Genomic DNA, 26,024 nt, shown 5'->3' on the forward strand with positions numbered 1-26,024 from the left:
CCGCACGGGCGCAGATGCGGCATCGCCCGGGGTCAGCCAGACATTGCACCGTCTTGGCGAGGAAGGCAGAGCTACCCTGCGTGCCGGCCGCGCCACGCTGCGCGCGCTGCGCGTGCTGCTGGCCGCGGACTTCGCGCTGGCCCGCGCCGCGGCAACCCGCGCGGCGGTGTGCGTAGCGCTGGCGGTGACATTCGGCGGCTCCGCGTGGCTGCTGCTGATGGCCGCGCTGATCGCCGCGCTGCAGGCACTGGGGCTGTCATGGCTGGGCGCACTGCTGCTGGCCGCGCTGCTGAGCCTCGCCGCGACGGCCGCGGCTGCCTGGGGTGCCGTGCGCTACTTCGGCCACACCGGCATGCAGGCCAGCCGGCGCCAGCTGGCACGCCTGGGGCTGGACGCGCTGGAGGACCTGCTGGGCGGCCTGGACGAGGCCGAGGCCCCGGCGCCTCCGCCCGCGGCCGCGCCGCAGGACGGCACCGCCCGCAACGGGGAGCCCCGGCCGTGAACTTCGATGCCTTGCAACGCCGGGTGGCGCGGGCCGAACAGGCGGTGGTGGTGCATGAGACGCGCACCCGCCAGCAGTGGGCGCAGCTGCGCACCACCTGGCGCACCGGCTGGACGCCGGGACGAATCGTGATCGCGGGGCTGGCGGCAGGCTTCCTCGTCGGCCGCGCGCGCCCGCTGCGCCTGGCCGGCAGCGGTGGGCTGCTGACCCTGCTGCGCGCGCTGGCCCCGCTGCTGGCCAGCGTGCAGGCCGGCATGCAGGCGGCCCCGGCCGATGGCGCCGGCACAGACGCCGCACCATGACCCCCCACGACAGCGCGACACCCGTCAGCGAGGCCGGCCCGTTGGCGCCCACCGAATCACAGGCCCCGCCACCGCGCCCGCGCGGGCCGATATCGCTGGTCGTCCTGGCCGTGCTGGCGGTGGGCTACACCCTGTGGGCCAGCCAGGCGCTGATCCTGCCAGTGCTGCTGGCGATGTTCTTCGCGCTGGTGGGCAACCCGATCCTCCGTGTGCTGCGGCGGCTGCACATCCCGCGCTTCGTCGGCGCGCTGGCGGTGCTGAGCAGCGGCATCGCACTCACGCTCCTGCTGGGCCTGCAGCTGGTGCGCCCCGCCAGCGAGTGGGTCCGCGACGCCCCGCGCGAGCTGCGCACGCTGGCGCCCAGGCTGCAGAAACTCACCAAGCCGGTGCAGGACGCCAACAAGGCGGCCGAGAACATCGCCCGCGCCGCCGGCGGCGAAAACACCACGCGGCCGGTGCAGGTGGTGCGCACCGAGGCCAACGACCCGTACAAGTCGCTGACCGCCACGCCGCGGATGATGGCCTCGGTGCTGGCGGTGGTGCTGCTGACGTTTTTCTTCATGGTGTACGGACAGGACCTGCAGCGGCACGCGATCGCGCTGCTGCCGGACCGGCAGAAAAAGAAGCTGACGGTGGAGATCCTGCAGGCGATCGAGACCGAGGTCAGCCGCTACGTGCTGACCATCAGCGCGATCAACGTGACGGTGGGCCTGGTGTTTGCAGCCTGCCTGCACTTCGCGCTGGCCGTGCCGCTGGACGATGCGCTGCTGTGGGGCACCATGGCGACCCTGCTGAACTTCGCACCCTACGTGGGTCCACTGATCGGCATCGTGGCGATGCTGCTGATGGGCTTCTCGATGTTCGACGTACCGCTGCGCGCGCTGCTGCCGGCGGCGATCTACCTGGGCCTGCACACGCTGGAAGGGCAGATCGTCACCCCCATCGTGCTGGGCCGACGGATGGCACTGTCGCCGCTGGTGCTGATCCTGGCGCTGATGGTGTTCGGCTGGCTGTGGGGGATCATCGGCCTGCTGCTGGCGGTGCCGATGCTGGTCTGCGTGAAGATCGTGCTGTCGCGGCTGGACGGCATGGACGGCTGGGCACGGCTGCTGGAGTGAGTGCGCTGCCGGCAGCGCCGGAGCGGCCTACAATGCAGCTGTGAACCTGCCTATCCGCGCCATCACCTTCGACCTCGACGACACCCTCTGGCCGTTCGCCCCGATCGGGGAGCGCATCGAGACCGCCCTACACGCCTGGTTCGTCGCGCACAGTCCACGCACCGCCGAGCGCTTTCCCATTGCGGAGATGCGCGCACTGCGCGAACGCGTGTTCGCCGAGTTCCCGGAACATGCCCACGACCTGGGCCTGCTGCGCCGGCTGACCATCGAGCGGGCGCTGCGCGAGAGCGGCGACGATCCGGCGCTGGCCAGCGCCGCCTATGCGATCTTCTTCCAGGAGCGCAACCGGGTGGAGTTCTATCCCGATGCGCTGCCGGGGCTGCAACGGATCAGCGCCCACCTGCCGATCGCGGCGCTGACCAACGGCAACGCCGACCTTGCGGCGATCGGCATCGCCCGCCTGTTCCGGTTCCAGCTGGGCGCCCGCGAGTACGGCGCGCCCAAGCCCGACGCCGGCCTGTTCCACGAGGCCTGCCGCCGGCTGGGCGTCACGCCCGCCGAGGTGCTGCACGTGGGCGACCACCCGCACATGGACGTGGGCGGGGCCGCCAACGCCGGCCTGCGCAGCTGCTGGATCGACCGCGGCGACCACGCCTGGCCGGACGGCCTGCCGCGCGCCGACCTGCACGTCACCACCCTGACCGCGCTGGCCGATTGGCTGGACGCGGGCGCCTCCTTCGAGAACGCCGCATGACCCTGCCCGCCGGTTTCACTTCTTCCGTCGACGCCGCGCTGCCGCTGCACGCGGTGCGCAAGGCCGATTTCACCGCCTGGTGCCAGGCCCAGCCCGCGCCGGTGCAGGCCTGGCTTACGGCGCAGCGTTTCGACGGGAGCCCCGGCACGGCGTGCAGCTGGGCCGATGGCGACGGGCGCATGGCCGGAGCGGTGCTGGGTGTGGACGACAGCCAGGATCCGTTCACCTGGGCGCATGCACCGCGCACGCTACCCGCTGGCAACTGGCGGATGGCCGCCGAACTGGATGGCGGTGCGCAGCGCGCGCTGCAGCTGGGCTGGGGCCTGGGCCGGTACCGGTTCACCCGCTACAAGGCACAGCCGGCGCCGGCCGCGCAGCTGGTGGCGGACAGCTTCGATGCAGAAACCTTCGACCTGCTGGCCGCCTGCGTGCGCGTGCGCGACCTGGTCAACACGCCCACCGAGCACATGGGCCCGGACGACCTGGAGGCCACCGCGCGCGCGATCGCACACGTGCACGGTGCCACTGTCTCGGTCATTGCCGGTGACGACCTGCTGGCGCAGCGTTACCCGGCCATCCACGCGGTCGGCCGCGCCTCGCATCGTGCGCCGCGCATCATCGAGCTGACCTGGGGCGATGCCGCGCATCCGCATGTGGTGCTGTGCGGCAAGGGCGTGTGCTTCGACAGCGGTGGGCTGGACCTCAAGGCCGCCGCGGGCATGCGCAACATGAAGAAGGACATGGGCGGCGCCGCGCACGCGCTGGCGCTGGCCGAGCTGGTGATGGCGCGCCAGCTGCCGCTGCGCATCACCCTGCTGATCGCCGCAGTGGAGAACGCCGTCGGCCCCAATGCCTTCCGGCCCGGCGAGGTCATCGCCACCCGCAAGGGCATCAGCGTCGAAATCGACAACACCGACGCCGAAGGTCGGCTGGTGCTGTGCGACGCGTTGGCCCGCGCCTGCGAGCTGGCGCCCGATCTGCTGCTGGACTTCGCCACCCTCACCGGCGCCGCGCGCATCGCGTTGGGCCCGGACCTGCCTGCGCTGTACGCCAACGACGAGGCGTTGGCCAACGACTGGCTGGCCGCCGGGCAGCGGGTGCGCGATCCGCTATGGCGGATGCCGTTGTGGCGGCCGTACCTGCGCTACCTCACCAGCGGCATCGCCGATCTGGCCAACAGCAGCAACAGCACCATGGCCGGCAGCGTCACCGCCGCGCTGTTCCTCGAGCGTTTTGTCGACGAAGGCGTGCGCTGGGGCCATGTCGATGTCTATGCCTGGAACGACAGCGACCGCCCGGGCCGCCCGGCCGGCGGCGAGGCACAGGGCCTGCGTGCCGCCTACGCGCTGCTGAAAGCGCGCGCCGACGTCTGAGCCGGGCGCACTACAGCCAGCCCTTCTGGCGGGCCAGCCGGTAGGCTTCGATGCGGTTGCCGACGCCGAGCTTGCCGATCGCTTCGGACAGGTAGTTGCGCACGGTGCCGTGCGACAGGTTCAGGCGCTGGGCGATCTCGGCGGCGGACAGGCCTTCGCCGGCCAGCCGCAGCGCCTGTCGCTCGCGGTCGGTCAGCGGATCGGCCTCGCCCCAGGCTTCCAGCGCCAGCTGCGGGTCGATGGCGCGGCCGCCGCGGTGGACCTGGCGCAACGCCTCGGCCAGCTGCTCGGCCGGTGCGTCCTTCAGCAGGTAGCCGCGCACGCCGGCGTCCAGCGCGCGGCGCAGGTAGCCGGCGCGGGCGAAGGTGGTGATGACCACGACGCGCACCGGCAGCTCGTGGCGGGCAATACGCTGGGCCAGATCCAGCCCGGTGAGGCCGGGCATCTCGATGTCGGTCAGCAGCACGTCCGGCGCGTGCCGCTGCAGTTCGCGCCAGGCGGCCTCGCCGTCGGCGGCGGTGGCCACCACCTCGATGTCCGACTCCATGCCCAGCAGCGCGGCCAGCGCGCCGCGCAGCATGGCCTGGTCTTCGGCGATGAGGATGCGGATCATGGCGCGGCACGTTAGCAGATCGTGCCGTCGCGCCAACCTCAGGACGCCACGGGCAGGTCGTCGTTCGCCGCCAGCGGCACGCGCGCCTCGATGCGGGTGCCCTGTCCGGCACCGGCGTCGACGCGCAGGCGGCCGCGCACCGCCTCGATGCGCTCGCGCATGCCGGACAACCCGTTGCCCGGCACCAGCGCGCCGCCACGGCCATCGTCCTCGACGCGCAGCACCGCCTCGCCGGCTTCCACGCCAAAGCGCACCTGGGCGCGGCGCGCGCGTGCATGGCGTTGGATGTTGGTGGCGGCCTCGCGCACCGTCATCGCCAGCGCCGACTCGACCGCGGCCGGCAGGCCGGCACCGGAAAAGCCATCGTCGAAGCGGTACTCGAACGCCACACCGTCGGTTTCCAGCAGCAGCTTGGCCGAGGCGAGCTCGGCGGCGATGCCGGCCGCGCGGATGCCGCTGACCGCACCGCGCACCTGCGCCAACGCATCGCGCGCCACCCGGCTGACCTCTGCGATCTCCGCCTTCGCGGCGGCGGGATCGCGCGCCAGCAGGCGCCCGGCCAGGTCCGACTTCAGCGCCACCATGGACAGCGTGTGGCCCAGCAGGTCGTGCAGATCACGGCCGATGCGCTCGCGCTCGGCCAGCGCCGCGAGTCGGCGCACTTCCTCGTGCGAGAGCTTGAGGATGGCGTCGCGCTGGCGGTTGATCCGCTCCACCAGCGTAATCATGCCGATGATGGCGGTGACCGCCGGCATCCACACCAGCGATATCCACGGATAGCCGAGGTGGCGTGCATAGAGGAGCAATGCGGCGTTGCACGCTGCCAGCACGCCCAGATAGCGCAGCAGCGAGCCCTTGCCACGCGGCTGCAGCATCACGCAGCCGAAGATGAAGTAGCTCAGCCCGGACGGGTACCAGGGCAGCAGGCCGAAACAGAGCGCCACCATCCCCAGCGCAGCGAGCTTCGCCCGGCGTTCCGGTGCGCACACGCTGATCTGGAACAGCAGCAGAAACAGCGGGAATGACAGCAGGGTGAGCAGCAGCCAGCGCAGGGTATAGCCGTAGGCACCGCCGGAAAACGCCGGGGTCAGGAAGACCCAGATCGACCACACCAGGTGGATGTGGTGCGTCCACGGCGACCGCCCCAGCCGCAGGTCCTGTGCGACCAGTGAATCCGGCGCCGGGCGCATCCAGCGCAGGGGCGGGGCGAAGGTCATCGATGGCTCCGGCAGCGCGACATGCGGATCATGGCATGGCCGCCGCGGGCCGCGACAGGCGCCGCTGCGCCAGCGTGAAGAACACCGTGGTGATACCGGCCAGCACGCCGACATGCAGCCACGGCGACTGGCCCTGGTCGAAGCCGACCACCTGCAGCGCCAGCTGGCCCACGTGGTAGGCCGGCCACAACACCGCCAGCTTCGCCAGCACAGCCGGCAGCATCGACAGCGGCAGCCACAGCCCCGACAGGAAGGCCATCGGCAGGTACAGCGCATTGAGCAGCGCCGGTGCCGCGCTGGCACCGACCCGCGTGCCGATGTACAGGCCGATGGCGGCGAACGGCAGCACGCCCAGCACATCGACGGCCAGCAGCGCCAGCCATTGCCACGGCGCCAGCGCGACATGCGCCACCGTCGCGCCCAGCAGCCCCATCAGCCCCGAAATCATCGTCGCGAACAACATCGCCATCGCCAGCTTGGCCAGCAGCATCGCGCCGGGCGGGGTGGGCAGCACGCGTTTGAGGCGCAGAAAGCCGCGCTCGCGGTCCACCGCCACGCCTACACCGAACCCGAACAGGCCGACGCCGATCACGCCGAATGCACCGTAGGTGGCCAGCAGGTACTGCGCGGTGGCGGCGCTGTGCTGGCGGTTCAACGCCACCGCGAACAGCAGATAGAACATCAGCGGAAAGCCGATGACCGGGATGCAGAACGCCGGATCGCGCAGCATGCGCAGGCATTCGCAGCGCACCTCGTTCGCGTAGGCGCGCAGCGGCAGGCGGGCGGACGTGGATGTCGCGATGGTCATCAGGCGGCCTCCTGTTGGGACGTGCGGGTGAGGGCAAGGAAAGCGTCGGCCAGGCCGGCGCGCTGCACTTCCAGGTCGTGCAGGCTGGCGTCTGCGTCCAGCAGGCGGCGCACCACCGGCTCGGCGGCGTCGGCGACCACCTGCAGGGCATCGCCCTCGCGCCGCGCGGAGCGCACTCCCGGCCACGCCGCCACGGCATCGGCCTCCAGTGCGGTCACGCAGCGGATACGCCGCTGCGCCACGTGGCCGCGGATCGCCGCCACGCTGCCCTCCACGAGCTTGCGCCCGGCATCGACCACCACCACGTGGTCGGACAGCGCCTCCGCCTCTTCCAGGTAGTGCGTGGTCAGCAATATGCCGCAGCCCTCGCCCACCAGCTCGCGCACCGCTGCCCACAGGGTTTGCCGCGCCTCGATGTCCAGCCCAGTGGTTGGCTCGTCCAGGCACAGCAGGCGCGGCCGGCCGCACAGCGCCAGCGCGAACTGCACCCGCCGCTGCTGGCCACCGGACAGCGCCCGGTAAGGCCGCTCCAGCAGACCGTCAAGGCCGGCCAGCGCCACACAGTCGGCGGTACTGCGGGGATCGGGGTAATAGCTTCGGACCAGCGCCAGCAGCTCGCCCACCCGCAGGCGGTCGGGCAGGCCGGCGCTCTGCAGCATGGCGCCGGTGCCCAACCGCGCCGTGCGCGAGGACGCCGGGCGGCCGAACACCTGGACCGCGCCCGCGTCCGCCGCCAGCAGGCCCAGCAGCAGGTGCACCGCCGTGCTCTTGCCGGCGCCGTTGGCGCCCAGCAGCGCGGTCACCCGGCCGGCGTGCAGCGCCAGGTCCAGCCCATCCAGTGCCTGCGTGCCGCCGTAGCGCTTGCGCGCGCCTTCCAATTCCGCCACCACTGCGTGTCCGACCGGCATGCACTGTCTCCCGTTGCGATGGCGGCATACTCGGCGTTCGCCCGCGGGCGTGACATTCGCCACCGTCAGCCGAATCACATGACAACCATCACCTGACCGCGGGCCGCGCGATCACTACCCTGCCTGCATCGGTGATGGCGACGGGCCTGTTCCGGACAGCCGCCTCTCGATGGCGCTATGTAAAGGAAACTTGACACGCGGATTCCCATGCCCGAAGGTGGCGCCATGCGCCCGCAGCGCGTCCCGCCGCCCCGCGCCCTTGTCCATCCGCCTCCGACTTGCCCATGAACACCAACGCCGACCTGCTGAAATCCCTGAAGATCGACCGCAACGCCGCGCCGCCCCCGCCTTCGCGCAAAGGACTATGGATCGGCCTGGGCGTGGCCGCCCTGGCGGTGCTGGCCGCGGGCGGGTTGTTCCTGCTGCGCGGCAAGAACGTCACCGTACGCACCGCCGAGGCCACCGCGATCGGCGCCAGTGCTGGCGGCAGCACCTCGGTACTGGATGCCACCGGCTACGTGGTGGCGCGACGCATGGCCACGGTCTCGGCCAAGGTGACCGGCCGCGTGCGCGAGGTGCTGATCGAGGAGGGCCAGAAGGTCGAAGAGGGTCAGGTGCTGGCGCGTCTGGACCCGGTGGACGCCGAGGCCCAGCGCGCGCTGTCCGCCTCGCAGCTGGCCGCCTCGGAAAGCCAGATCGCCAGCGTGCAGGCGCAACTGAAGGAAGCCGAAGCGAACGCCGCGCGGCTGTCCACGCTGGTCGCGCAGAAGCTGGTCTCACGCGCGCAGTACGACCAGGCCGTTGCATCGCGCGATGCCCTGCGCGCACAGTTGACCACCGCCCAGCGCAACGCGCAGGTGGCGCGCGACGGCCTGCGCATCGCCGGCAACGGCGTGGACAACACCATCGTGCGCGCGCCCTTTGCCGGCGTAGTGATTGCCAAGTCCGCGCAGCCGGGCGAGATCGTCTCCCCGCTGTCGGCCGGCGGCGGCTTCACCCGCACCGGCATCGGCACGATCGTCGACATGAACAGCCTCGAAGTCGAGGTGGAAGTGGGCGAGGCCTACATCGGCCGGGTGAAGCCCGGCATGCCGACCGAGACCGTGCTCAACGCCTACCAGGACTGGAAGATTCCCGGCAAGGTGATTGCCATCATCCCCGCGGCCGATCGCGGCAAGGCCACGGTGAAGGTGCGCGTGGGCCTGGACGCCAAGGGCGATCCGCGCATCGTGCCCGACATGGGCGCACGCGTTGGCTTCCTGGAAGAGGCCAAGCCCACGCAGGCGGCGGCAAAGCCGGGCGTGCTGGTGCCTGCCGCCGCCATCACCCAGCGCGGCGACAAGGACGTGGCTTTTGTCGTGGTGGGCGGCAAGGTGGCGCAGCGCACGCTGACGCTGGGCCGCACCCTGGGCGACGACCGCGAAGTGCTGGAAGGGCTGCGTGGCGGCGAGCAGGTCGTGCTGGATCCGCCGGAAACGCTGGCCGACGGCGCGCGGGTGACCGTGGCGCGTGAGGATTCGGCCGGCGACGCGAACAACGAATGACAACCTCCGCCGTTCCCGCCGACGCGGGGATGGCGCCTCCCAGGAGATCCAACCCATGTCCACCCTCGTCCGCATCCGCAACCTGCACAAGACCTACCGGCGCGGCCCCGAGACCGTGGATGTGCTCCGCGGCATCGACCTCGACATCGCCGAGGGCGACTTCGTCGCACTGATGGGGCCGTCGGGTTCCGGCAAGACCACCCTGCTCAACCTGATCGGCGGGCTGGATTCGCCCACCTCGGGCACGATTGAAATCGCCGGCCAGCACATCGAGAAGATGGGCTCCGGCCAGCTGGCGCAATGGCGCAGCAACAACGTCGGCTTCGTGTTCCAGTTCTACAACCTGATGCCCACCCTGACCGCGCAGAAGAACGTGGAGCTGCCGCTGTTGCTGACCCGGCTGTCGGCCGCACAGCGCCGCCAGAACGCCGCCATCGCGCTGCAACTGGTGGGCCTGGCCGACCGCGGCAAGCACCGCCCGAACGAACTCTCCGGCGGCCAGCAGCAGCGCGTGGCGATCGCCCGCGCGATCGTCTCCGACCCCACCCTGCTGATCTGCGACGAGCCCACCGGCGACCTGGATCGCGCCTCGGCGGAGGAGATCCTGAGCCTGCTGCAGGAGCTCAACCGCACCCATGGCAAGACCATCGTGATGGTGACCCACGACCCTAAGGCCGCGGAATACGCCACCCACACGCTGCACCTCGACAAGGGCAACCTGGTCGAGCAAGCCGCGTTTGCGTGATGCCATCCGGCATCGCGCGCGGCTTGCGAGGGCGAGGCATGGATGCCGAGCGGGTGCTGCGCCACGGATGGCACTGCGTAACCAACTGAGGATCGCGACGTGAAATACCTCCCTCTCGTCTGGGCCGCGCTGACGCGCAGCAAGACCCGCACATTGCTCACCCTGCTGTCGGTGGTGGCCGCGTTCCTGCTGTTCGGGATGCTGGATTCGGTGCGCGTGGCGTTCAATTCCGGCGGCAGCGTGGCCGGTGCCAACCGCATGATCACCACGTCGCGGCTGTCGATCACGCAGATGCTGCCGTACCGGCTGGATGCGCAGATTCGCGCCGTGCCGGGCGTGAAGAAGGCGGCCTTTGCGGCATGGTTCGGCGGCATCTACCGCGACCCGAAGAACTTCTTCGCCAATTTCAGCGTCAGCCCGGACTACCTGGACCTGTATCCGGAGTTCAAGCTGCCGGCCGCGCAGAAGAAGGCCTGGCTGGCCGACCAGCGCGGCGCCATCGTCGGCGAGTCGCTGGCCAAGCAGTTCGGCTGGAAGGTGGGCGACACCATCCCGCTGCAGGCCACCATCTTCCCCACCCGCGGCAGCAATGACTGGACGTTCACGCTGCGCGGCATCTACACGGTGGCCGATCCGAAGCAGAAAGGGCAGGAGCGCGTGCTGTTCTTCCACTGGAAGTATTTCGACGAGGCCAACGACTACGTGAAGGGCCGGGTGGGCTGGTGGGTAATCGAGCCGCAGAGCCCGGCACAGGCCGAGCAGGTGGCCCGCGCCATCGACCGGCTCAGCGAGAACTCCGACCACGAGACCAAGACCCAGAGCGAAGCCGCGTTCAACCAGAGCTTCGCCAAGCAGTTCGCGGACATCGGCCTGATCGTGTCGGCGATCATGGGCGCGGTGTTCTTCACCCTGCTGCTGCTGACCGGCAACACCATGGCGCAGGCGGTGCGCGAGCGCATCCCCGAGCTGGCGGTGCTGAAGACCATCGGCTTCTCCAACCGCAGCGTGCTGTGGCTGGTGCTGGGCGAATCGGTGCTGCTGGTGGTGCTGGGCGGCCTGCTGGGCATGGCGCTGGCGGCGGCCATCGTGCCGGCGGTGGGCGCCGCCAGCGGCGGCATGATCCAGCTGCCGGGCCTGCTGGCGCAGACCTGGGGCATGGGCCTGGCGCTGATGGTCGGCATCGGGCTGCTGGTCGGGCTGCTGCCCGCCGTCCGCGGGATGCGCCTGAACATCGTCGATGCATTGGCCGGTCGCTAAGAGGAGCACCCCATGAAGCGTTTCTTTTCCGGCCTTGCCACCGTCCTGCTGCTGGCCCTGGGCCTGGGCGCCTGGATCGTCCTGCCGTGGCCGCTGGTGCTGGCACTGGTCGCCGCCATCGCCCTCTGGCTGTTGACCACCCGCAGCGGCCGGCTGGCGCGCGAAGCCACCAAGATCGGCATCGCCGGCCTGCCGCAGCGCTGGGGCGCCTCCAGCGTCATTGTCATCGGTATCGCCGGCGTGGTCGGCGTGCTGGTGGCGATGCTGGCGATGGGGGAAGGGTTCAAGGCCACGCTGGACAAGACCGGCGACACCAACACCGCAATCCTGCTGCGCGCCGGCTCGCAGGCGGAGACCAACTCGGTCATCACCCGCGACCAGGTGTCACTGATCACCGCGCTGCCCGGCATCGCGCGCGGCACCGACGGCAAGGCACTGGCCTCGCCCGAGCTGTCGCAGGTGGTCAACCTGCCGTCCAAGGCCGACGGCACCGACGCCAACGTGCAGTTCCGCGGCGTCGGCCCGGCCGGCTGGGCGATCCGGCCGCAGCTGAAGATCGTCGAGGGCCGCAAGTTCACCCCGGGACTGCGTGAGATCGTCGTGGGCAAGGGCGCGCAGCGCCAGTTCCGCGGGCTGCAGGTCGGCAGGCAACTGAAGTTGGCCAACCAGATGTGGACGGTCGTGGGCGCGTTCGAATCCAAGGACGCGCACGACTCCGAACTGTGGACCGATGCCGACGTGCTGGGCCCGGCCTACCAGCGCAGCGCATTCCAGTCGGTCACGGTGAAGCTGGACGGCAGGACGGGCTTCCAGCAGCTCAAGGCCGCGCTGGCCGCCGACCCACGCCTGAAGCTGGACGCCAGCACCACCCGCGACTACTACGGCAAGCAGTCCGAAGGGCTGACCAAGCTGATCCGGATCCTGGGCACGGTGATCGGCGCGATCATGGCGATCGGCGCGGTGTTCGGTGCGCTCAACAGCATGTACGCCGCGGTGGCCGGACGCGCCCGTGAGATCGCCACCCTGCGCGCGCTGGGCTTCCGCAGCGTGCCGGTGGTCACCGCGGTGATGCTGGAGACGATGCTGCTGGCATTGCTGGGCGGCGTGCTGGGCGCGGCCATCGCCTGGGTGCTGTTCAACGGCTACACCGTCAGCACGCTGGGCCAGAACTTCAGCCAGGTGGTGTTCCAGTTCAAAGTCAGCCCCGAACTGGCGTGGACCGGACTGAAGTGGGCGCTGGGCATCGGCCTGGTCGGCGGCCTGTTCCCGGCGCTGCGCGCGGCGCGGTTGCCGGTCACCGAGGCGCTGCGTTCGGCGTGATCGCGCTCAGGCCAGTTCCGCCGGACGCAGCCGGCGGGAGTGGTGGATGCTGTCGGCCACGAACACCGCCAGCGCCAGCCAGATGCAGGCGAAGCCGACCAGGCGGGAGCGGTCGAACGGCTCGGCGAACACGAACACGCCGATCAGGAACTGCAGGGTCGGCGCGATGAACTGCAGCAGGCCCACGCTGGTCAGCGAGATCCGCCGCACCGCGTACGCAAAGCCCACCAGCGGCAGCGCGGTCACCAGGCCCGACAGCACCAGCAGCGCGTCGATCGCCAGCCCGTAGCCGGGGGCATCGGCGTGCGGCAGGAAGCCGCCGGTACCGTGCGACTCGCTCCACAGCAGCACGCCCAGCACCGGCACGAACAGGTAGGCGCTTTCGACGCCCAGGCCCGTCACCGAGTCCACGTGCGCCAGCTTGCGCAGCACGCCGTAGATGCCGAACGACACCGCCAGCGCGATCGCGATCCACGGGAACTGGCCATAGCGCACGGTCAGCCACAGCACGCCCACCGCGGCGATCGCCACCGATGCCCACTGCAGCGGGCGCAGCCGCTCGCGCAGGAACAGCACGCCGATCACCACATTGAGCAGCGGGTTGATGAAGTAGCCCAGCGCGGTCTCCACCACGTGGCCGGCGTTGACCGCCCAGATGTACAGGCCCCAATTGAAGGAAATCAGCAGGCCGCTGAGCAGCAGCATCCAGCGCAGCCGCGGCTGCCCGGCCAGCACGTCGCGCAGCCAGTGGCGGCCGTCACGCCAGACCAGGAAACCCGCCACCAGCAACGCGCTCCACACCACCCGGTGCAGCACGATCTGCAGCGGCGGCACCGCCTTCAACAGGTGCCAGTACAAAGGCGCCACGCCCCACAGGACGAAGGTGCCCACCGCCGCCCAGGTTCCGCGGGCGACGTCCGCACGGCCGTGCACGCTCATGCCGGCTTGCCCTTCGCGGCCTTGGCCAGGGTGATCGCAACCACGCCGGCCAGGATCACGCCCATCGCCACCAGCTCGCGCAGGCCGAAACGCTCGTGCGCCAGCCACGCGCCCAGCGCGACGGCGATCGCGGGATTGACGTAGGCGTAGCTGCCGGCCAGCGCCGGCCGCACGTGGTGCAGCAGCCAGATATAGGCTGAAAAACCGACCAGCGAGCCCATCACCACCAGGTACCAGAACGCGCCGATGGCATGCGCCGTAGGCATGCCATGCAGGCGCTCGCCCAGGCCCAGGCCGACGGCCAGCATCAGCGCGCCGCCGCACAGCATCTGCGCGGCCGAGGACATGAAGGGCGATGGCAGATCGCGACCGCGGCTCCAGATCGAGCCGAACGACCACGACACCGAGGCCACCAGCAGGGCCAGCAGCCCGAGCGGCGCGCCGGTCAGGCTGCCGCCGGTGCTGAGCCAGACCACGCCGACGAAGCCGATGCCCAGGCCGACCATCTCGAGCCGCGTCGGCCGGTGGCCGCGCATCGCCGCAAACACGGCCATCCACAGCGGTGCGGACGCCACGGTGACGGCGGCCAGGCCCGACGACACCTTGGTCTCGGCCAGGTTCACCATGCCGTTGCCCAGCAGCAGCATCAGCCCGCCCATCACCGCGGCATTGCCCCACTGCGCGCGGGTGGGCGCCGCCACGCCGCGCCAGCGCAACACCGCGAACATCAGCCCACCGGCGACGAGGAAGCGGATGCCGCCCAGCAGAAACGGCGGAAACCCGCCCTCCAGCGCGAAGCGGATGGCGAGATAGGTGGAGCCCCAGATCAGATAGACCGCGCTCAACGCCAGCGCGACGCGGGTGGCGGAAGCGGTGGGAACCGGCGAGGACGGCATCGTCGAGGACCTTGCAGACAACGGCGGGCACCCGAAGGTGCCCGCCAGGGATTCACGAAGGGAGGCGCGAGGACTCAGTCGGCCCAGTGCCCCGCGGCATTGCGGGTGGCCGGCAGCACCTGCGCCGCCAGCGCCGCGTCCTTGCCGAGCAGGCCCACCGCGTCGGCCAGGATTGCCGCGGACTCGCGCAGCAGCGGATCGGTGGCGTTGCGCGCCGCTTGCTCGCGCGCCACCGAATCGGCCACGTTGCGCTCGTCGGCGGTCAGGCCGTCATCGGCGCGTGACTCCAGCAGCGGGTCGCGCTGCAGGCCAAGGCGGGCCCGGATCTCCGCGCGCTCCTTGCGCTGCGCGTCGAAGCGGTCGCGCTCGGCGCGGCGCTCGGCCTCGTTGAGCGAGATCGACTTCTTCGCCTGCTCCTCGCGGAACCGGCGCACGTCCTCGACCCACCACTGGAACTCCACGTCCTTCGCAGAACGCGTCTGGTGGCGCACCTGCAACTGCGCCAGCAGCGGCGCGAAGTTGCCGTAGCGCACGTGCGGCGCCGCGGCGATGCGCGTCCACGGCAGCGCGTTGGGGTAGGTGCTCTCGCCGAACTCGGTGGCATCCACGCTGGCCGGGAACGCCACGTCGGGCGCCACGCCCTTGTTCTGCGTGCTGCTGCCGTCCGGACGGAAGAACTGCGCCACGGTGAGCTTGAGCTCGCCGAAGCGCGGCGTCTCGTTGGCCGGCCAGCGGTCCAGGTCCACCAGCGTCTGCACGGTGCCCTTGCCGAAGGTGTCCTCGCCGATGATCAGGCCGCGCCCGTAGTCCTTGATGGCGCCAGCAACGATCTCCGACGCCGACGCCGAGCCGCGGTTGACCAGCACCGCCAGCGGGCCGTCCCAGGCGACGCCCGCGTCCTGGTCGTACTGCACGTTGACCTTGCCGCCGGATTCGCGCACCTGCACCACCGGGCCCTTGTCGATGAACAGGCCGGTCAGCTCCACCGCTTCGTTCAGCGAGCCACCGCCGTTGCCGCGCAGGTCCAGCACCACGCCATCGACCTTCTGCGCGCGGAAATCGGCCAGCATCCTGGCCACGTCGCGGGTGGCCGAGGCGTAGTTCTTGTCGCCACGGCGACGGGCCTCGAAGTCCTGGTAGAAACCGGGCAGCTTGACCACGCCGATGCGGCGCGCCGGGGCATCGGCTGTGGCCGGGACCACGATGGTCTCGGCCTTGGCGCGCTGATCCTCCAGCCGCACCTTGGCGCGGGTCAGCACGAGCTGCTGCGGCTTGCTGTCCAGCGGCGCCTCGGCGGGCACCACGTCCAGCCGCACCTGGGTGTTGGCCGCACCGCGGATCAGCGCGACCACGTCGTCGATGCGCCAGCCGATCACGTCCTTCATCTCGCCCGAACTGCCCTGGCCGACGCCCACGATGCGGTCGCCCGGCTTGAGCTTGCCGCTGCGCGCGGCCGGGCCGCCCGGCACCATCTCGCGCACCACCACCACGTCATCCTGGCGGAACAGCACCGCGCCGATGCCTTCCAGCGAATTGGACATCGAGACGTTGAAGTTCTCCGCGCTGCGCGGGGTCATGTAGCTAGTGTGCGGGTCGATGCTGCCGGCGTAGGCGTTGAGGAAGCTCTGGAAGACCTCGTCGCCCTTCAGCTCGCGCACGCTGGACAGCAGGTTCGCATAGCGCTTGTCCAGCGTCTTGCGGATCTCGTCCGGCTGCTTGCCGGCCAGCTTCAGGCGCAGCCAGTCGTTCTTGACCGACTGCCGCCACAGCGCGTCCAGCGCGGCCGCATCCGCCCAAGGGGCGTCTTCGCGGTCGTAGGCGTAGCGCTCGTCCTTGGTGAAATCGAACTGGCCCTTGAGCAGGCTGCGCGCATAACCGATGCGCTCTTGCACGCGCTGCTGGTAGGTGGCGAAGATCGTCCACGCCGGATCCACCTGGCCGCTTTTGATCGCATCGTCCAGGGTGGTGGCGTAGCGGTCGAAGTCGGCCACGTCCTGTGCGGTCAGGAAGACCTTGCCGGGATCCAGTGTCTTCAAGTACTCGGTGAGGATCTCGCGCGACAGGGCGTCGTCCAGCGCGCGCGGCCGGTAGGCATAGCGGCTGTCGGACAGCAGCCCGTACACCATCCGCGCGGTGGTGGACTGGTCCGGAGTGGGGCCGGCGGACAGGGCGAGGTCGCCGCTGCCGGCCAGCAAAGCCAGCGGCGCGGCCAGCGCCAGGCCAAGGGTCAGAGCGATCAGGGGGCGGTTGCGGATCATCGGGGTTCCGCGGCGTGGGGGCCGCTGCAAGGGGTGGCGGACAGGGTGTCGTTCACAAAGACCACGCGCCAGTGCCGGAAGTTCGCACTGCGCTGCCTTGCCACTCTACCCGCACCGCCGGGCGGTTTGTGAACGCCCGTGCACGCCCGGCGTCGAGGCGAGGCCGGGGGTTCAGGCCGGCGCGCGGGCGGCCTCGGCAGCCTGCTGGTCGGCGTGGTAGCTGGAACGCACCATCGGGCCGGAGGCGACGTGGGAAAAGCCCAGCCCGTGGCCGTAGTCGGCCAGTGCCTGGAACTCCTCCGGGGTCCAGTAGCGCAGCACCGGGTGGTGGTGGGTGCTGGGCTGGAGGTACTGGCCAATGGTGACCATCTCGACGTCGTGCGCGCGCAGGTCGCGCAGGGTGGCCTGCACCTGCTCCAAGGTTTCGCCCAGGCCCAGCATGATGCCGGACTTGGTCGGGATGGCCGGGTGCTGCGCCTTGAACTTCTGCAGCAGAGTCAGCGACCACTGGTAGTCGGCACCCGGACGCACGTTGCGGTACAGGTCGGGCACGGTCTCGATGTTGTGGTTGAACACGTCCGGCGGGTTGAGCGCCAGGATCTCCAGCGCGCGCTCCATCCGGCCCTTGCCGCGGAAGTCCGGGGTCAGGATTTCGATGCGGGTCCCAGGCGCCATCTCGCGAATCGCCGCGATGCAGTCCACGAAGTGGCCGGCACCACCGTCGCGCAGGTCATCGCGGTCCACGCTGGTGACCACCACGTAGCGCAGCCCCATGTCCTTCACTGTCTGCGCCAGGCGCAGCGGCTCCAGCGGATCCGGCGGCTTGGGCCGGCCGTGGGCCACGTCGCAGAAGCTGCAGCGGCGCGTGCAGACTTCGCCCAGGATCATGAAGGTGGCGGTGCCGTGGCCGAAGCACTCGTGGATGTTCGGGCAGCTGGCTTCCTCGCAGACCGTGACCAGGCGGTTCTCCCGCAGCTTGGACTTCAGCGCCTGCACCGCGTTGCCGCTGGGGATACGGACCCGGATCCAGCTGGGCTTGCGCAGGGTCGGCACGTCGGCGAACTGCACCGGCGAACGCGCGATTTTCTGGTCGGCAACCTGGCGGACGCCGGGCTCGAGGGAAGCCGCACCGTCAACGACGGCGAGTGGGATGCTGCGGGGGGGCGTGCTCATGCCGCGATTATCGCGCACATCGCGCCCGCGGGCGGGCTTCAGGCCGCCTGCAGACAGGGCAGCGCGCTGTCCTGCCGCCAGGCCAGGCCCAGCTGGCGCCCCAGGTGGGCCAGCAGTGCGGGCTTGACCGCTTCCAGCGACGCCGGCCCGCCGAGGTCGGACAGCGCCACCACCTGCAAACCGGCATAGCCGCAGGGGTTGATGCGGGAAAACGGCGGCGTGCTCTCGCCGCTGATGTTGAACGCCAGCCCGTGGAAAGTGCAGCCGCGGCGGACGCGGATGCCCAGCGAGGCGATCTTGGCGCCATTGACGTACACGCCCGGCGCGCCGTCCTTGCGGGCGGCGCCGATGTTCCACTCATCGAGGGTGTCGATGATGGCCTGCTCGATCTTGCAGACGTAATCACGTACGCCGATCTTCAGGCGCTTCAGGTCCAGCAGCGGATACGCCACGATCTGACCGGGGCCGTGGTAGGTCACCTGGCCGCCGCGATCGACGTGAAGCACCGGGATGTCGCCGGGCATCAGCACGTGCTCGGGCTTGCCGGCCTGGCCAAGGGTGAACACCGGGTCGTGTTCGACCAGCCAGAGTTCGTCCGGGGTGTCATCGCCGCGGGCATCGGTGAACGCCTGCATGGCGCGCCAGACCGGCGCGTAGGGCTGGCGGCCCAGGTCGCGGGCCACGCCGGTGCGCGCCTGCGTGGCCGGGCCCGCCACGCAGGCGGGGCTTACAGCGTCCACTTCACTTCCGGATGGTCGCGCAGCGCCTGGTGGGCGCGGTCGTACTCCTCGCGCGAGCGGGCGCGGAACGAGATCCGCACCGAGACGTACTTCCCGTTGCTCGAGTGCCGCCAATTGACGGTCTCGTGCAGCACCTCGATGCCGGCCTCCATCAGGTGCCGGGGCAGCTCGCTTTCCAGCTGGCGGTCGGCGGGCCCCATGGCGGACAGCTCGAAGACGCCGGGGAACTGGAAGCCATGCTCGGGATTGTCGGAATGGATCGTGTGCATGCGGCCATTATGGGGACGCCGGTGGGCGCACCCAACCCCGCGACGGCAGGCGTCAGCTCTGCCACCACATCAGCAGTTCGTGCCACAGGCGCTTGAAGAAGCCGCCCTCCTCCACCGCCGTCACCGCCACCAGCGGCGCCTGGGCGATGACCTTGCCGTCCAGGGCGACCTTCACGGTGCCCAGCTTCTGGCCCTTGGCGATCGGCGCCACCAGCGCGGTCGGCAGCTCCATGGTGGCCTTCAGGCGGTCGTACTTGCCGCGCGGAGTGGAGACCAGCAGCGGCTGCGCCACGCCGACCTGCACCACGTCGGTTTCACCCTTCCACACCCTGGGCGAGGCCAGCGCCTTGCCGGGCTCGTACAGGCGGTGGGTTTCGTAGAAGCGGAAGCCCCAGTTCAGCAGCGCCTGCGAATCCACCGCGCGCTGGTTCTCGCTGGAATCGCCCATCACCACGGTGATCAGGCGCTGGTCGCCGCGCTTGGCCGAGGCCATCAGGCAGTAGCCGGCGCTGGAGGTGTGGCCGGTCTTGATGCCGTCCACCGAAGGGTCACGCCACAGCAGCAGGTTACGGTTGGGCTGGGTGATCGGGCCAACCGTGAATTCCTTGATCTTGTTGTAGCTGTAGGCCACCGGGAAATCCCGGATCAGCGCGCGGCCCAGCAGGGCCAGGTCGTGCGCGGTAGAGATATGGCCCTCCGCACTCAGACCGTGCGGATTGACGAAGTGGGAATTTTTCATCCCGATCTTCTTGGCGTAGGCATTCATGAGTTGGGCGAAGGCCTGCTCGCTGCCGGCGACGTGTTCGGCCAGGGCGATCGCGGCGTCGTTGCCGGACTGCACCACCATGCCCTTTTCCATCTGCTCCAGCGGCGCGGTCTTGTTGACCTCGAAACCGCTGTAGCTGCCGTCGGTGCCGGCGCCACCCTCGCGCCAGGCGTGCTCGGTCATCATCACCGGGTCGGTCGGCTTGACCTTGCCTGCGGCCATTTCGGCAGCGATCACGTAGCTGGTCATCACCTTGGTGATGCTGGCCGGCTCGACCGGGGTATCCACGTTCTCGCCCGCCAGAATCTGGCCGGTGGCGTAGTCCATCACCAGCCAGGCCTTGCTGACTTTCGGTGCGGGTGCATCCGGCACCGGCAGGTCGTCGCTCAGCGCGGCGGGACGGGCGGGCGCCTGCGCCAGGGCGAGGCCCGAACCGGCCACCAGGGCCGCGGACACGAGGGCGACGGAAAACAGGGAACGCATCGATCACTACTCCTGGGCCGCGCGGTCGCGGCGCAAAACGTTGGCAGGCGGCCATTCTAAGCCGCATCGTGCAAGGGGTCAGTCGCGCACGCGCTGCGGCTGGCCGAAGCCCAGACCCAGGATGCGCGCCGCAAGTTCCGGCGTGGCCTTCTCGGCCACCGGGCCGACCCGCAGGCGCCACACTTTGCGGCCGTTGACATCGGCATCCTGCAGCTGGGCGCCCGCGATGGACGCCCCGCGCAGCAGCGACAGCGCCTGCTCCGCATTACGCTGGCTGCTGAAACTGGCCACCTGGAGGATCACTTCGCCGGCGGCGGGTGCGGACGGGCGGGTGGGCAGCGTTTCCACTGCCGACGGACCGGGCGGCGGCACAGCCGGCACGGCGGGGGCTGCAGCAGCCGGTGCGGCGGCCACAAGGTCGGCCGGATGCCCGGTTGCCACCCGGATCCGGCGGGAGCGCATCCAGTCGTCGAATGCGTCGGCGGTCATGGTGCGGCCATCGCGGTGCATGTCGAAACGGTTGCCGGCGGCGGCCGTGGCCACCGCCGCTGCCGGCAGCGCTTCGACCAGCGTGTCCATCGCGGAAGCGGCAGGGGTGGAGACGGAGGCGATAGCGCTGGCGTCGGCCGTTTCGTCCGGGGACAGCGCCTCCACGCGCACGCGGGCGGTGCCCTTCTCGCGGTAGCCCAGCTTCACCGCCGCGGCGTAGCTGAGGTCGATCACCCGGCCGGGATGGAACGGGCCGCGATCGTTCACCCGCACCACCACCGACTGGCCGTTGTCGAGGTTGGTGACGCGGGCGAAGCTGGGCAGCGGCAGGGTCTTGTGGGCGGCGGTGAAGGCGTACATGTCGTACACCTCCTGGCTGGAGGTGCGGCGGCCATGGAATTTCTTGCCGTAGTAGGACGCCAGCCCCTCCTCGACATAACCGCTGTGGTCGTCGAGTACGCGGTATTTCTTGCCCAGCACGGTGTAGTCGCGGTTGCCGGTGCGCGCACGCGGCTCGTCGCGCACCTCCGGCTCGGGGATGGCATCGACGTCGGGGATCTCGTCCGGGACGGCATCGGGCACGCCGGGGCGGAACAACCCGCCGGCCACGTAATCACCGCGCTTGCCGGGGTCTTCCTGCGCCGGCGCGTAAGGCGAGACCCGACGCGGCGTGGGTGCAATGCCCTCGGCCGGGGTGGCATCGGCCGGCTTGCGCGCATGCGCCGTGGGCGGGGCCTCCTTGCCGCCACCGCCAGTGGCGCAGGCCGCCAGCACCAGCGGCAGCAGCGCCACCAGCAGGCACAGGCGCCGGCTCATGCCCCGTCCACCCCGCGCCCGGCGATGGCCTGGGACAGCTGGTAGACCGCGGTCGCGTACAGACGGGAGATGTTGTACGTGGTGATCGCCTTGAAGTTGCTGTAGACGATCCAGTACTCCGGCCCGTCCACGCCGTCGAGGGTGATCAGCGTCACCGGCTGGCCGCCGTCGAGATGCAGCACCGCCGCCGGATCCGCGGCGCGGTAGCCCAGCGCCTGCAGGCCGGCCACGCTCTGGTCCAGGGTCACCGCGTTGCCGGGGTTGGCAAAATCGGCCGCACCCGCATCACGCACCGCGCGCTCCATCACCGGCCCACCGCGCTGCCACTGGCCCTTGCGGGCAAAGTAGTTGGCGACCGAGGCGATCACATCGTCCAGGTTGTTGAACAGATCGCGCTTGCCATCGCCATCGCCGTCCACCGCGTACTGGCGATAGCTGGACGGCATGAACTGGCCCCAGCCCATCGCACCGGCATAGCTGCCTTTCAGCGTGGTGATGTCCAGGCCCTCCTCCTTGCCCAGCGCGAACAGCTGCGCCAGTTCGTCGCGGAAGAACGCCTCGCGCTTGTCCTCGTACGCCACGCGCGCGGGGTCGCCGCTGCGCGGATAGGCGAAGGCCAGCGTGTACAGCGCGTCCAGCACCGGCCAGCTGCCCTTGTTGCCGCCGTAGCTGGTCTCCACGCCGAGGATGGCGGTGACGAGCTCCTTCGGCACGCCGTAGGTGTCCTCGGCGCGCTGCAGCGCGGCACGATTGGCCTCGATGAAGGCGCGGCCGCCCTGGATGCGCCCGGGCTGGATGAAGATCGGCCGGTAGTCCCGCCAGGGCTTGGCCTCGGCAGGCCGCGCCATCGCCCGGATGATGGGCTCGCGGATGCTTGCCTTGGCCAGCACGCTCTGGATATCGGCCGCGGGAATGCCGAAGCGCCGGGCGGTGTCTTCCACGAAGGCGGCGCGCGCGGCGGCCAGGTCAGGCGGTGCCTGCAAGGGCGTCGATGCCTGCGCGGTAGCGGGGGCAGGCGCAGGCGCAGGGACAGAAAATGATGCCGATGAGGCCTTCTGGGGTGCGCCCGCACAGGCGGAAAGCGCAAGGGCGGCGAGGCAGGGCAAGGTGCGTCGAATCATCGGCGCGGAGGGTAGCACGCAGCGCAAGGCACAAGCGGAACGCCACATTCAGTTCCGCACCGCATCGGCCGGGGCGACGCCAATGCCGGCCGCTTCCTGCATTGACTCCGGGCGGCGCCCGGGTATCGAGGTTACCTTGCCCCCAATGCAAAACCCGCCGGGGTGCGGCGGGTTTTGCGGGGCTGCGGTGCCGCCCTCTTCAGTCGATGTCGAGGAAGCTGCGCAGCGTCTCCGAACGCGACGGATGGCGCAGCTTGCGCAACGCCTTGGCCTCGATCTGGCGAATGCGCTCGCGGGTGACATCGAACTGCTTGCCGACTTCTTCCAGGGTGTGGTCGGTGTTCATGTCGATGCCGAAGCGCATGCGCAGCACCTTGGCCTCGCGCGGGGTCAGCCCGGCCAGGACATTGCGCACGGTCTCCACCAGATTGATGTCGGTGGTGGCATCGATCGGGGACATCACGTTGGTGTCCTCGATGAAGTCGCCAAGGTGCGAATCCTCGTCGTCGCCGATCGGCGTCTCCATCGAGATCGGCTCCTTGGCGATCTTCATGACCTTGCGGATCTTATCCTCGGGCATGTCCATTTCCTTGGCCAGTTCTTCCGGCGTCGGCTCGCGGCCGTACTGCTGGAGCATCTGGCGGGAAATGCGGTTGAGCTTGTTGATCGTCTCGATCATGTGCACCGGGATGCGGATGGTGCGCGCCTGATCGGCGATCGAACGGGTGATCGCCTGGCGGATCCACCAGGTGGCGTAGGTCGAGAACTTGAAGCCGCGGCGGTGCTCGAACTTGTCCACCGCCTTCATCAGGCCGATGTTGCCTTCCTGGATCAGGTCGAGGAACTGCAGGCCGCGGTTGGTGTACTTCTTGGCGATGGAGATCACCAGGCGCAGGTTGGCCTCGACCATCTCCTTCTTGGCCTTGCGGGCCTTGGCTTCGCCGTAGGCCATCGCGCGGTTGATGTCCTTGAGGTCGGCCAGGCTGACGTGCATGGCCTTCTCCAGCGCGATGGTGGCCTCCTGCTCGGCGATGATCTGCTCGCGCACCTCGCGCAGGGCGCTGCCCCACTTCTGCTTGCGCTTGAGCAGCTCGTCCACCCAGTCCAGATTGGTCTGGTTGCCTTCCCACGCCTTGATGAAGTCCTTGCGCGGCATCTTGGCGACGCGGGTGCACAGATCCAGGATGCGACGCTCGTGTTCCTTGACCTGGTTGACCGCATCGCGCAGCTTCTTCACCAGGGTATCGGTCAGCGGCAGCGGCAGTTTGAAGGTGACGAAGATCGCGGCCATCTCCTCGCGCGCCTTCAGCGTGGCCTTGGCCGCGGCACCGCCCTTGGCGTACGCCTTCTCGAAGCGGGCATAGGCCGCGGCCAAGGCCTCCATGCGGGCGGCCACTTCGGCCGGATCGGGCCCGGTCGGCGCCGGCTCGTCGGCATCGCCACCGGCATCCTCGTCCTCGTCCTCGTCGATGCCCGCGTCCACCTCGGCATCGGCGTCCACCGCCAGCGGCTCTTCGGCCGGATCCGGCTCCTCATCGTTGAAGCCCACCACGATCTCGGCCAGGCGCTTTTTACCGGCCTTGTGCAGCTCCCAGTCCTCCAGCAACAGCCGGGTGGACCACGGGAACGTGGCCAGCGCGGCGTTCATCTGCGCCAGGCCTTCCTCGATGCGCTTGGCGATGGCGATCTCGCCCTCGCGGGTCAGCAGGTCCACCGTCCCCATCTCGCGCATGTACATGCGCACCGGGTCGGTGGTGCGGCCGCCCTCGGCATCTGCCGAGGTCAGCGCGGCGGCAGCTTCCTCGGCGGCGGTTTCGTCCACCTCGCGGCCACCGGCCTGCTGGCCGGCCAGCAGCAGGGTCTCCACATCGGGGGCCACTTCGTGCACCTCGATGCCCATGCCGTTGATCATGCCGATGATGTCTTCCAGCTGCTCCGGATCGACCATGTCGTCGGGCAGGTGGTCGTTGACCTCGGCATAGGTCAGGTAGCCCTGCTCCAGGCCCTTGGAGATCAGGAGCTTGATGTCGGACTGCGGGGCGATCTGCCGTTCGTTGGCCATGGGGTGCTACCGTGTGTCGTGGGGATCTGCGGACGTCGCAGAAAGGGAACCAAGCATTATACCGTCCAGCTGTCATACCCGCTGGCCGGGGCCGCGGGCGGTCAGGGCCGGAGCAGGAACGTGACCGGGCCGTCGTTGACCAGGCTGACCATCATATGGGCACCGAACCGGCCGGTTTCCACCCCCGGCGGGTGCAGGTCGCGGCAGATCGCCACCAGGCGGTCGAACCTGCGTTCAGCCTCGGCGGGCGGGGCGGCGCTGCTGAAGCTGGGCCGCATGCCGCTGCGGGTGTCAGCGGCCAGCGTGAACTGGCTGACTAGCAGCAGGCCGCCGCCGATGTCCGACAATGATCGGTTCATCTTGCCGGCATCGTCGGCGAAAACGCGATAACCGAGCAGGCGCTGCGCCAGCCGGCGGATCTGCGGCTCGTCGTCGCCGGGCTCCACGCCAACCAGGGCCAGCAGGCCGGGACCGATCGCGCCCACGACCGCATCATCGACGGTCACCGAGGCGGACGCCACGCGCTGGATCAGGGCAAGCATGCCGCCATTGTAGGGGGCCGATCGGGCGATGCGGGGGCTGCGGAGTCGCGCCGCTGCGCGGCGCTCCTACAATGGCGCCATGACCGACCTTGCCGCCGCCTTGCTGTACGCCCTCGCCTGGGGCGTGGCCCGCCTGCCCTGGCCGCTGCTGCGCGCGCTGGCCGACGGGATGGCGTGGTTGTGGGTTGCGCTGGATGCACGCGAAGCCCGGGTCACGCGCCGCAATCTGGAGCTGATCCGTGCCGATCTGGACGCCAACGCGCGGGAATCGCTGGTGCGCGAAATCCTCCGTACCACTGCCCGCCAGACCTTCGAGACCCTGCGGCTGTGGACGCGCCCGGCCCACCGCAACCTGGCGGACATCGCCCAGGTGCATGGCGAGGAACTGTTCGACGCCGCCCTGCAAAGCGGCAGCGGCCTGATCGTCGCCGCCCCGCACATGGGCAACTGGGAGCTGCTGAACCAGTGGTTGGCCCACAAGACCCCGCTGGCAATCCTGTACCGGCCGCCGGAGTCGGCGGTGGGCGAGGCGTTCCTGCGCCGCGTCCGCGCCAATGCCGGCGGTGACGTCGAACAGGTGCGGGCCGAAGCCGCCGGCGTGCGCACGCTGCTGAAGCGACTGCAGAAGGGCGGTGTGGTCGGCATCCTGCCGGACCAGCAGCCCAAGGCGGGAGAGGGCGAATTCGCGCCGTTCTTCGGCAAGCAGGCGCTGACCATGACCCTGCTGGGCCGGCTGGCGCACCGCAGCGGCGCGCGGGTCCTGCTGGCCTGGTGCCAGCGTCTGCCGGGGGCTGGACCGCCGCGCTTTGCGCTGCACATCGCACCCGCGCCGGACGGGATTGCCGATGCGGACCCGCAACGGGCCGTGCATGCGCTCAATGCCGGCGTGGAGGCAGTGGCCCGACGCGATTTCACGCAGTACCAGTGGACCTATAAGCGCTACACGCTGCGGCCGCCGGACAGCGGTGAGGAAAATCCGTACCTCGACCTCTACTGAGCCGACGGCGGG

Annotated in this window: 25 protein-coding genes; 10 read left to right on the plus strand and 15 right to left on the minus strand. The window is 70.0% G+C overall.

The window, feature by feature from the left end; translation table 11 throughout:
- The first annotated feature begins 43 nt into the window (after positions 1-43).
- The 5 genes from ACK4SG_RS08160 to ACK4SG_RS08180 are packed head-to-tail and all read left to right on the plus strand — an operon-like array spanning position 44 to position 4,049.
- Complete coding sequence (locus tag ACK4SG_RS08160) at positions 44-502, plus strand: phage holin family protein (protein WP_409601224.1); 459 nt, start codon at positions 44-46, stop codon at positions 500-502.
- On the plus strand, positions 499-804 hold the full coding sequence (locus ACK4SG_RS08165) for a hypothetical protein (RefSeq protein ID WP_409601225.1): 306 nt from the start codon (positions 499-501) through the stop codon (positions 802-804). Before ACK4SG_RS08160 ends, ACK4SG_RS08165 begins: the two co-directional genes overlap by 4 nt.
- A complete protein-coding gene (locus ACK4SG_RS08170) occupies positions 801-1,922 on the plus strand; it encodes an AI-2E family transporter (protein WP_409601226.1) in 1,122 nt (373 codons plus the stop codon). The genes ACK4SG_RS08165 and ACK4SG_RS08170 overlap by 4 nt, the downstream gene beginning before the upstream one ends.
- 40 nt (positions 1,923-1,962) lie before the next feature.
- Complete coding sequence (locus ACK4SG_RS08175) at positions 1,963-2,676, plus strand: HAD family hydrolase (protein ID WP_409601227.1); 714 nt, start codon at positions 1,963-1,965, stop codon at positions 2,674-2,676.
- Positions 2,673-4,049, plus strand: a complete 1,377-nt coding sequence (locus ACK4SG_RS08180) for a leucyl aminopeptidase family protein (protein ID WP_409601228.1) — start codon at positions 2,673-2,675, stop codon at positions 4,047-4,049. The genes ACK4SG_RS08175 and ACK4SG_RS08180 overlap by 4 nt, the downstream gene beginning before the upstream one ends.
- 10 nt (positions 4,050-4,059) lie before the next feature.
- On the opposite strand, the gene ACK4SG_RS08185 is transcribed toward ACK4SG_RS08180, so the two are convergent.
- The 4 genes from ACK4SG_RS08185 to ACK4SG_RS08200 are packed head-to-tail and all read right to left on the minus strand — an operon-like array spanning position 4,060 to position 7,595.
- Positions 4,060-4,662, minus strand: coding sequence for a response regulator transcription factor (locus ACK4SG_RS08185; RefSeq protein ID WP_409601229.1), 603 nt, complete (start codon positions 4,660-4,662; stop codon positions 4,060-4,062).
- A gap of 38 nt (positions 4,663-4,700) precedes the next feature.
- Positions 4,701-5,879, minus strand: a complete 1,179-nt coding sequence (locus ACK4SG_RS08190; RefSeq protein ID WP_409601230.1) for a sensor histidine kinase — start codon at positions 5,877-5,879, stop codon at positions 4,701-4,703.
- Between the two features lie 28 nt (positions 5,880-5,907).
- Positions 5,908-6,687, minus strand: coding sequence for an ABC transporter permease (locus ACK4SG_RS08195; protein ID WP_409601231.1), 780 nt, complete (start codon positions 6,685-6,687; stop codon positions 5,908-5,910).
- Complete coding sequence (locus ACK4SG_RS08200; RefSeq protein ID WP_409601232.1) at positions 6,687-7,595, minus strand: ABC transporter ATP-binding protein; 909 nt, start codon at positions 7,593-7,595, stop codon at positions 6,687-6,689. The genes ACK4SG_RS08195 and ACK4SG_RS08200 overlap by 1 nt, the downstream gene beginning before the upstream one ends.
- A 284-nt stretch (positions 7,596-7,879) precedes the next feature.
- Here ACK4SG_RS08200 and ACK4SG_RS08205 point away from each other — a divergent pair, with 284 nt between their 5' ends.
- From ACK4SG_RS08205 to ACK4SG_RS08220, 4 genes are all read left to right on the plus strand, one after another.
- Positions 7,880-9,139 (plus strand): efflux RND transporter periplasmic adaptor subunit, encoded by a 1,260-nt coding sequence (locus ACK4SG_RS08205; RefSeq protein ID WP_409601233.1) that lies wholly within the window; start codon positions 7,880-7,882, stop codon positions 9,137-9,139.
- Between the two features lie 55 nt (positions 9,140-9,194).
- Positions 9,195-9,884 carry an ABC transporter ATP-binding protein gene (locus ACK4SG_RS08210; RefSeq protein ID WP_409601234.1) on the plus strand — a complete coding sequence of 230 codons (690 nt, stop codon included), beginning with the start codon at positions 9,195-9,197 and terminating at the stop codon, positions 9,882-9,884.
- Between the two features lie 99 nt (positions 9,885-9,983).
- The gene (locus tag ACK4SG_RS08215; RefSeq protein ID WP_409601235.1) at positions 9,984-11,141 is read left to right on the plus strand and encodes an ABC transporter permease; all 1,158 of its coding nucleotides are present in this window, start codon (positions 9,984-9,986) and stop codon (positions 11,139-11,141) included.
- Between the two features lie 12 nt (positions 11,142-11,153).
- Positions 11,154-12,461, plus strand: a complete 1,308-nt coding sequence (locus tag ACK4SG_RS08220; protein ID WP_409601236.1) for an ABC transporter permease — start codon at positions 11,154-11,156, stop codon at positions 12,459-12,461.
- A 6-nt stretch (positions 12,462-12,467) separates the two neighbouring features.
- Here ACK4SG_RS08220 and rarD read toward each other — a convergent pair whose 3' ends face one another.
- From rarD to dtd, 11 genes are all read right to left on the minus strand, one after another.
- A complete protein-coding gene (gene rarD, locus ACK4SG_RS08225; protein WP_409601237.1) occupies positions 12,468-13,400 on the minus strand; it encodes an EamA family transporter RarD in 933 nt (310 codons plus the stop codon).
- Positions 13,397-14,296 carry a drug/metabolite exporter YedA gene (yedA, locus tag ACK4SG_RS08230; protein ID WP_409601238.1) on the minus strand — a complete coding sequence of 300 codons (900 nt, stop codon included), beginning with the start codon at positions 14,294-14,296 and terminating at the stop codon, positions 13,397-13,399. Before yedA ends, rarD begins: the two co-directional genes overlap by 4 nt.
- 74 nt (positions 14,297-14,370) lie before the next feature.
- The gene (locus ACK4SG_RS08235; RefSeq protein WP_409601239.1) at positions 14,371-16,554 is read right to left on the minus strand and encodes a carboxy terminal-processing peptidase; all 2,184 of its coding nucleotides are present in this window, start codon (positions 16,552-16,554) and stop codon (positions 14,371-14,373) included.
- Between the two features lie 171 nt (positions 16,555-16,725).
- Positions 16,726-17,727 (minus strand): lipoyl synthase, encoded by a 1,002-nt coding sequence (gene lipA, locus ACK4SG_RS08240; RefSeq protein WP_409601240.1) that lies wholly within the window; start codon positions 17,725-17,727, stop codon positions 16,726-16,728.
- Between the two features lie 38 nt (positions 17,728-17,765).
- Positions 17,766-18,443 carry a lipoyl(octanoyl) transferase LipB gene (gene lipB / locus ACK4SG_RS08245; protein ID WP_409601358.1) on the minus strand — a complete coding sequence of 226 codons (678 nt, stop codon included), beginning with the start codon at positions 18,441-18,443 and terminating at the stop codon, positions 17,766-17,768.
- A gap of 11 nt (positions 18,444-18,454) precedes the next feature.
- The gene (locus ACK4SG_RS08250) at positions 18,455-18,736 is read right to left on the minus strand and encodes a DUF493 family protein (RefSeq protein WP_409601241.1); all 282 of its coding nucleotides are present in this window, start codon (positions 18,734-18,736) and stop codon (positions 18,455-18,457) included.
- Between the two features lie 52 nt (positions 18,737-18,788).
- A complete protein-coding gene (locus tag ACK4SG_RS08255) occupies positions 18,789-19,985 on the minus strand; it encodes a D-alanyl-D-alanine carboxypeptidase family protein (RefSeq protein WP_409601242.1) in 1,197 nt (398 codons plus the stop codon).
- A gap of 78 nt (positions 19,986-20,063) precedes the next feature.
- On the minus strand, positions 20,064-21,290 hold the full coding sequence (locus tag ACK4SG_RS08260; RefSeq protein WP_409601243.1) for a septal ring lytic transglycosylase RlpA family protein: 1,227 nt from the start codon (positions 21,288-21,290) through the stop codon (positions 20,064-20,066).
- Positions 21,287-22,411 (minus strand): lytic murein transglycosylase B, encoded by a 1,125-nt coding sequence (gene mltB / locus ACK4SG_RS08265; RefSeq protein WP_409601244.1) that lies wholly within the window; start codon positions 22,409-22,411, stop codon positions 21,287-21,289. The genes ACK4SG_RS08260 and mltB overlap by 4 nt, the downstream gene beginning before the upstream one ends.
- A gap of 199 nt (positions 22,412-22,610) precedes the next feature.
- Positions 22,611-24,473, minus strand: coding sequence for an RNA polymerase sigma factor RpoD (gene rpoD, locus ACK4SG_RS08270; RefSeq protein WP_409601245.1), 1,863 nt, complete (start codon positions 24,471-24,473; stop codon positions 22,611-22,613).
- A gap of 101 nt (positions 24,474-24,574) precedes the next feature.
- Positions 24,575-25,015 carry a D-aminoacyl-tRNA deacylase gene (gene dtd, locus ACK4SG_RS08275; RefSeq protein ID WP_409601246.1) on the minus strand — a complete coding sequence of 147 codons (441 nt, stop codon included), beginning with the start codon at positions 25,013-25,015 and terminating at the stop codon, positions 24,575-24,577.
- 79 nt (positions 25,016-25,094) lie between these two features.
- On the opposite strand from dtd, the gene ACK4SG_RS08280 reads away from it, so the two are divergent.
- Positions 25,095-26,012 (plus strand): lauroyl acyltransferase, encoded by a 918-nt coding sequence (locus ACK4SG_RS08280; protein WP_409601247.1) that lies wholly within the window; start codon positions 25,095-25,097, stop codon positions 26,010-26,012.
- The last annotated feature ends 12 nt before the right edge of the window (positions 26,013-26,024 follow it).

Source organism: Thermomonas sp., assembly GCF_046293095.1.
In the GTDB taxonomy this organism is placed as follows: Bacteria; Pseudomonadota; Gammaproteobacteria; order Xanthomonadales; family Xanthomonadaceae; genus Thermomonas.